3 rRNA genes are annotated in these 5,569 nt (G+C 54.5%); all 3 read left to right on the top strand.

Annotated elements, in window-relative coordinates:
• Window positions 1-261 precede the first annotated feature (261 nt).
• The 3 genes from DW298_RS03360 (at window position 262) to rrf (ending at window position 5,524) form a co-directional block, all read left to right on the top strand.
• A 16S ribosomal RNA gene (locus DW298_RS03360) occupies window positions 262-1,784 on the top strand.
• A 410-nt stretch (window positions 1,785-2,194) separates the two neighbouring features.
• Window positions 2,195-5,299, top strand: a 23S ribosomal RNA gene (locus tag DW298_RS03355).
• A gap of 108 nt (window positions 5,300-5,407) precedes the next feature.
• A 5S ribosomal RNA gene (gene rrf, locus DW298_RS03350) occupies window positions 5,408-5,524 on the top strand.
• The 16S, 23S and 5S rRNA genes sit together here, the layout of an rRNA operon.
• The last annotated feature ends 45 nt before the right edge of the window (window positions 5,525-5,569 follow it).

Here is a 5,569-nt window from a genome sequence, read left to right as displayed (position 1 = left end):
GGTAAGATAGAGAAGTTGCCCTGCGGGCCTGGCTGTGATGGCTGGGTCGTGGGAGCATCCGATCCTTGAGAACTCAACAGCGTGCACTTGTCAAATGCCAAATTATCCTCGTCTAGCTTCGGCTGGGTGAGAATTCCTTTGGATCAAAGACCAACTCCTTTCGGGGGGTTGGCAATGGATGAAGTCAGCAATGAATTTGTCTCTTTGGTCAGCATCAAACTCGCTGCGTCACCGTTTTCCCGGTGTCGTATGCATTTCTTTTTTACGGAGAGTTTGATCCTGGCTCAGGATGAACGCTGGCGGCGTGCTTAACACATGCAAGTCGAACGGTGAACACGGAGCTTGCTCTGTGGGATCAGTGGCGAACGGGTGAGTAACACGTGAGCAACCTGCCCCTGACTCTGGGATAAGCGCTGGAAACGGCGTCTAATACTGGATATGTGACGTGACCGCATGGTCTGCGTCTGGAAAGAATTTCGGTTGGGGATGGGCTCGCGGCCTATCAGCTTGTTGGTGAGGTAATGGCTCACCAAGGCGTCGACGGGTAGCCGGCCTGAGAGGGTGACCGGCCACACTGGGACTGAGACACGGCCCAGACTCCTACGGGAGGCAGCAGTGGGGAATATTGCACAATGGGCGCAAGCCTGATGCAGCAACGCCGCGTGAGGGACGACGGCCTTCGGGTTGTAAACCTCTTTTAGCAGGGAAGAAGCGAAAGTGACGGTACCTGCAGAAAAAGCGCCGGCTAACTACGTGCCAGCAGCCGCGGTAATACGTAGGGCGCAAGCGTTATCCGGAATTATTGGGCGTAAAGAGCTCGTAGGCGGTTTGTCGCGTCTGCTGTGAAATCCGGAGGCTCAACCTCCGGCCTGCAGTGGGTACGGGCAGACTAGAGTGCGGTAGGGGAGATTGGAATTCCTGGTGTAGCGGTGGAATGCGCAGATATCAGGAGGAACACCGATGGCGAAGGCAGATCTCTGGGCCGTAACTGACGCTGAGGAGCGAAAGGGTGGGGAGCAAACAGGCTTAGATACCCTGGTAGTCCACCCCGTAAACGTTGGGAACTAGTTGTGGGGTCCATTCCACGGATTCCGTGACGCAGCTAACGCATTAAGTTCCCCGCCTGGGGAGTACGGCCGCAAGGCTAAAACTCAAAGGAATTGACGGGGACCCGCACAAGCGGCGGAGCATGCGGATTAATTCGATGCAACGCGAAGAACCTTACCAAGGCTTGACATATACGAGAACGGGCCAGAAATGGTCAACTCTTTGGACACTCGTAAACAGGTGGTGCATGGTTGTCGTCAGCTCGTGTCGTGAGATGTTGGGTTAAGTCCCGCAACGAGCGCAACCCTCGTTCTATGTTGCCAGCACGTAATGGTGGGAACTCATGGGATACTGCCGGGGTCAACTCGGAGGAAGGTGGGGATGACGTCAAATCATCATGCCCCTTATGTCTTGGGCTTCACGCATGCTACAATGGCCGGTACAAAGGGCTGCAATACCGCGAGGTGGAGCGAATCCCAAAAAGCCGGTCCCAGTTCGGATTGAGGTCTGCAACTCGACCTCATGAAGTCGGAGTCGCTAGTAATCGCAGATCAGCAACGCTGCGGTGAATACGTTCCCGGGTCTTGTACACACCGCCCGTCAAGTCATGAAAGTCGGTAACACCTGAAGCCGGTGGCCTAACCTTTTGGAGGGAGCCGTCGAAGGTGGGATCGGTAATTAGGACTAAGTCGTAACAAGGTAGCCGTACCGGAAGGTGCGGCTGGATCACCTCCTTTCTAAGGAGCATCTGACTCTTCGGAGTCCAGAACCCAGATCGAAGGCATACGTTCTTCGCTGGGAGCTCATGGGTGGAACATTTGACATGGCATCGAGATCTGATCTCGGAACTAGTACGCCGCTTGCGGTTGGAAGGTTCTGGGTGAGGGGACCGGTGTCTGCACGCTGTTGGGTCCTGAGGGACCGGATGCGGATCTTTTGGGATCTGGTCTGAACCTCTGGACCTCTTTCTGTTTGTCCGTTTCGGGCAGGTGGATGGGGGTACCGCCCGTACTTTGAGAACTACACAGTGGACGCGAGCATCTTGCAACAGCCTTCGGGTTGTTGCACAAGATGATCTTAAAGATCATTAGTCAATTTCAGATTCCACCTTCGGGTGGGGTCGAGTTTTTGATTCAAACTCATGTGATTTCAAGTCTTTAAGAGCAAACGGTGGATGCCTTGGCATCTGGAGCCGAAGAAGGACGTAGCAATCTGCGATAAGCCTCGGGGAACTGATAAGCAAGTTTTGATCCGAGGGTGTCCGAATGGGGAAACCCCGCTGGGCGGCGTGCCGACCTAGTGACTCCCGCCTGAATATATAGGGCGGGTAGAGGGAACGTGGGGAAGTGAAACATCTCAGTACCCACAGGAAGAGAAAGCAACCGCGATTCCGTTAGTAGTGGCGAGCGAAACCGGAACAGGCTAAACCTAGCGTGTGTGATAGCCGGCAGGTGTTGCACGTTGGGGGTTGTGGGACTTTTCAGTCATCTCTGCCGAGGTGGCGGCGTTACAAGAAGGTATAGACGAACGGTCTTGAAAGGCCGGTCATAGAGGGTGCCAACCCCGTAGTCGAAATGCCTCTCTTGGCGCGAAGAGTATCCCAAGTAGCACGGGGCCCGTGAAATCCCGTGTGAATCTGTCAGGACCACCTGATAAGCCTAAATACTCCCAGATGACCGATAGCGGACAAGTACCGTGAGGGAAAGGTGAAAAGTACCCCGGGAGGGGAGTGAAATAGTACCTGAAACCGTTTGCTTACAAACCGTTGGAGCCTCCTTAGTAGGGGTGACAGCGTGCCTTTTGAAGAATGAGCCTGCGAGTTAGCGATATGTGGCGAGGTTAACCCGTGTGGGGTAGCCGTAGCGAAAGCGAGTCTGAATAGGGCGATTCAGTCGCATGTCCTAGACCCGAAGCGAAGTGATCTATCCATGGCCAGGTTGAAGCGACGGTAAGACGTCGTGGAGGACCGAACCCACTTAGGTTGAAAACTGAGGGGATGAGCTGTGGATAGGGGTGAAAGGCCAATCAAACTTCGTGATAGCTGGTTCTCTCCGAAATGCATTTAGGTGCAGCGTTGCGTGTTTCTTGCCGGAGGTAGAGCTACTGGATGGCCGATGGGCCCTACAAGGTTACTGACGTCAGCCAAACTCCGAATGCCGGTAAGTGAGAGCGCAGCAGTGAGACTGTGGGGGATAAGCTTCATAGTCGAGAGGGAAACAACCCAGACCACCAACTAAGGTCCCAAAGCGCGTGCTAAGTGGGAAAGGATGTGGAGTTGCCTTGACAACCAGGAGGTTGGCTTAGAAGCAGCCACCCTTGAAAGAGTGCGTAATAGCTCACTGGTCAAGTGATTCCGCGCCGACAATGTAACGGGGCTCAAGCACGCCACCGAAGTTGTGGCATTGACATTATTGGTAGGCCTTCGTGGTCCAGCCGTGTTGATGGGTAGGAGAGCGTCGTGTGGCCAGCGAAGCGGCGGTGTGAACCAGCCGTGGAGGCTACACGAGTGAGAATGCAGGCATGAGTAGCGAATGACGTGTGAGAAACACGTCCTCCGAAAGACCAAGGGTTCCAGGGTCAAGCTAATCTTCCCTGGGTAAGTCGGGACCTAAGGCGAGGCCGACAGGCGTAGTCGATGGACAACGGGTTGATATTCCCGTACCGGCGAAGAACCGCCCAAGCTAATCCAGTAGTGCTAAGTGTCTGAATCCCAGTGACCGATCCCTTCGGGGTGACGCTCTGGGCCTAGCGCACGACCCCATTCTGGTGCGGTTAGCGTATTAACAGGTGTGACGCAGGAAGGTAGCCCAAGCCAGGCGATGGTTGTCCTGGTGCAAGTGCGTAGGCCGAGTCGTAGGCAAATCCGCGATTCACATAGGCTGAGACACGATGCGGATAAAAAGTGGGTGATCCTATGCTGCCAAGAAAAGCATCGACGCGAGGTTCTAGCCGCCCGTACCCCAAACCGACTCAGGTGGTCAGGTAGAGAATACCAAGGAGATCGAGAGAATCGTGGTTAAGGAACTCGGCAAAATGCCCCCGTAACTTCGGGAGAAGGGGGGCCTTCGGCGTATAGGGATTTACTCCCGAAAGCGTTTGGAGGCCGCAGAGACTAGTGGGTAGCGACTGTTTACTAAAAACACAGGTCCGTGCCAAGTCGCAAGACGATGTATACGGACTGACGCCTGCCCGGTGCTGGAAGGTTAAGAGGACCGGTTAGCCGTAAGGCGAAGCTGAGAATTTAAGCCCCAGTAAACGGCGGTGGTAACTATAACCATCCTAAGGTAGCGAAATTCCTTGTCGGGTAAGTTCCGACCTGCACGAATGGCGTAACGACTTCCCAACTGTCTCAACCGCGAACTCGGCGAAATTGCATTACGAGTAAAGATGCTCGTTACGCGCAGCAGGACGGAAAGACCCCGTGACCTTTACTACAGCTTGGTATTGGTGTTCGGTGTGGCTTGTGTAGGATAGGTGGGAGACTTTGAAGCATGGACGCTAGTTCGTGTGGAGTCATTGTTGAAATACCACTCTGGTCACTCTGGATATCTAACTTCGAACCGTAATCCGGTTCAGGGACAGTGCCTGGTGGGTAGTTTAACTGGGGCGGTTGCCTCCCAAAAAGTAACGGAGGCGCCCAAAGGTTCCCTCAACCTGGTTGGCAATCAGGTGTCGAGTGTAAGTGCACAAGGGAGCTTGACTGTGAGACTGACAGGTCGAGCAGGGACGAAAGTCGGGACTAGTGATCCGGCAGTGGCTTGTGGAAGCGCTGTCGCTCAACGGATAAAAGGTACCTCGGGGATAACAGGCTGATCTTGCCCAAGAGTCCATATCGACGGCATGGTTTGGCACCTCGATGTCGGCTCGTCGCATCCTGGGGCTGGAGTAGGTCCCAAGGGTTGGGCTGTTCGCCCATTAAAGCGGTACGCGAGCTGGGTTTAGAACGTCGTGAGACAGTTCGGTCCCTATCCGCTGCGCGCGTAGGAAATTTGAGAGGATCTGACCCTAGTACGAGAGGACCGGGTTGGACGAACCTCTGGTGTGTCAGTTGTTCCGCCAGGAGCACCGCTGATTAGCTACGTTCGGGATGGATAACCGCTGAAAGCATCTAAGCGGGAAGCCGGCCTCAAGATGAGATTTCCATACCTTCGGGTGAGAGGCTCCCAGCCAGACTACTGGGTTGATAGGCCAGATGTGGAAGTGCAGTAATGCATGCAGCTGACTGGTACTAATAAGCCGATGACTTGATAACACACCGTTTGTTGGTGCTACGCGTCCACTGAGTGGTTCTCGATGTACGGTCGAGAACCGCATAACAACAATGACTTTGTTATGTGTTTGATTGAAACATCAATAGTGTTTCGGCGGCCATAGCGTGAGGGAAACGCCCGGTTACATTCCGAACCCGGAAGCTAAGCCTCACAGCGCCGATGGTACTGCAGGGGGGACCCTGTGGGAGAGTAGGACACCGCCGGACTCCTTTTAGACAAAATGGCCACCCATCGATGGGTGGCCATTTTGC

This window comes from Microbacterium sp. A20, from assembly GCF_004794515.1.
Classification (GTDB): domain Bacteria; phylum Actinomycetota; class Actinomycetes; order Actinomycetales; family Microbacteriaceae; genus Microbacterium.
Note: the sequence above shows the minus strand (reverse complement) of the source record. Positions and strands in the feature narration are given on the sequence as shown.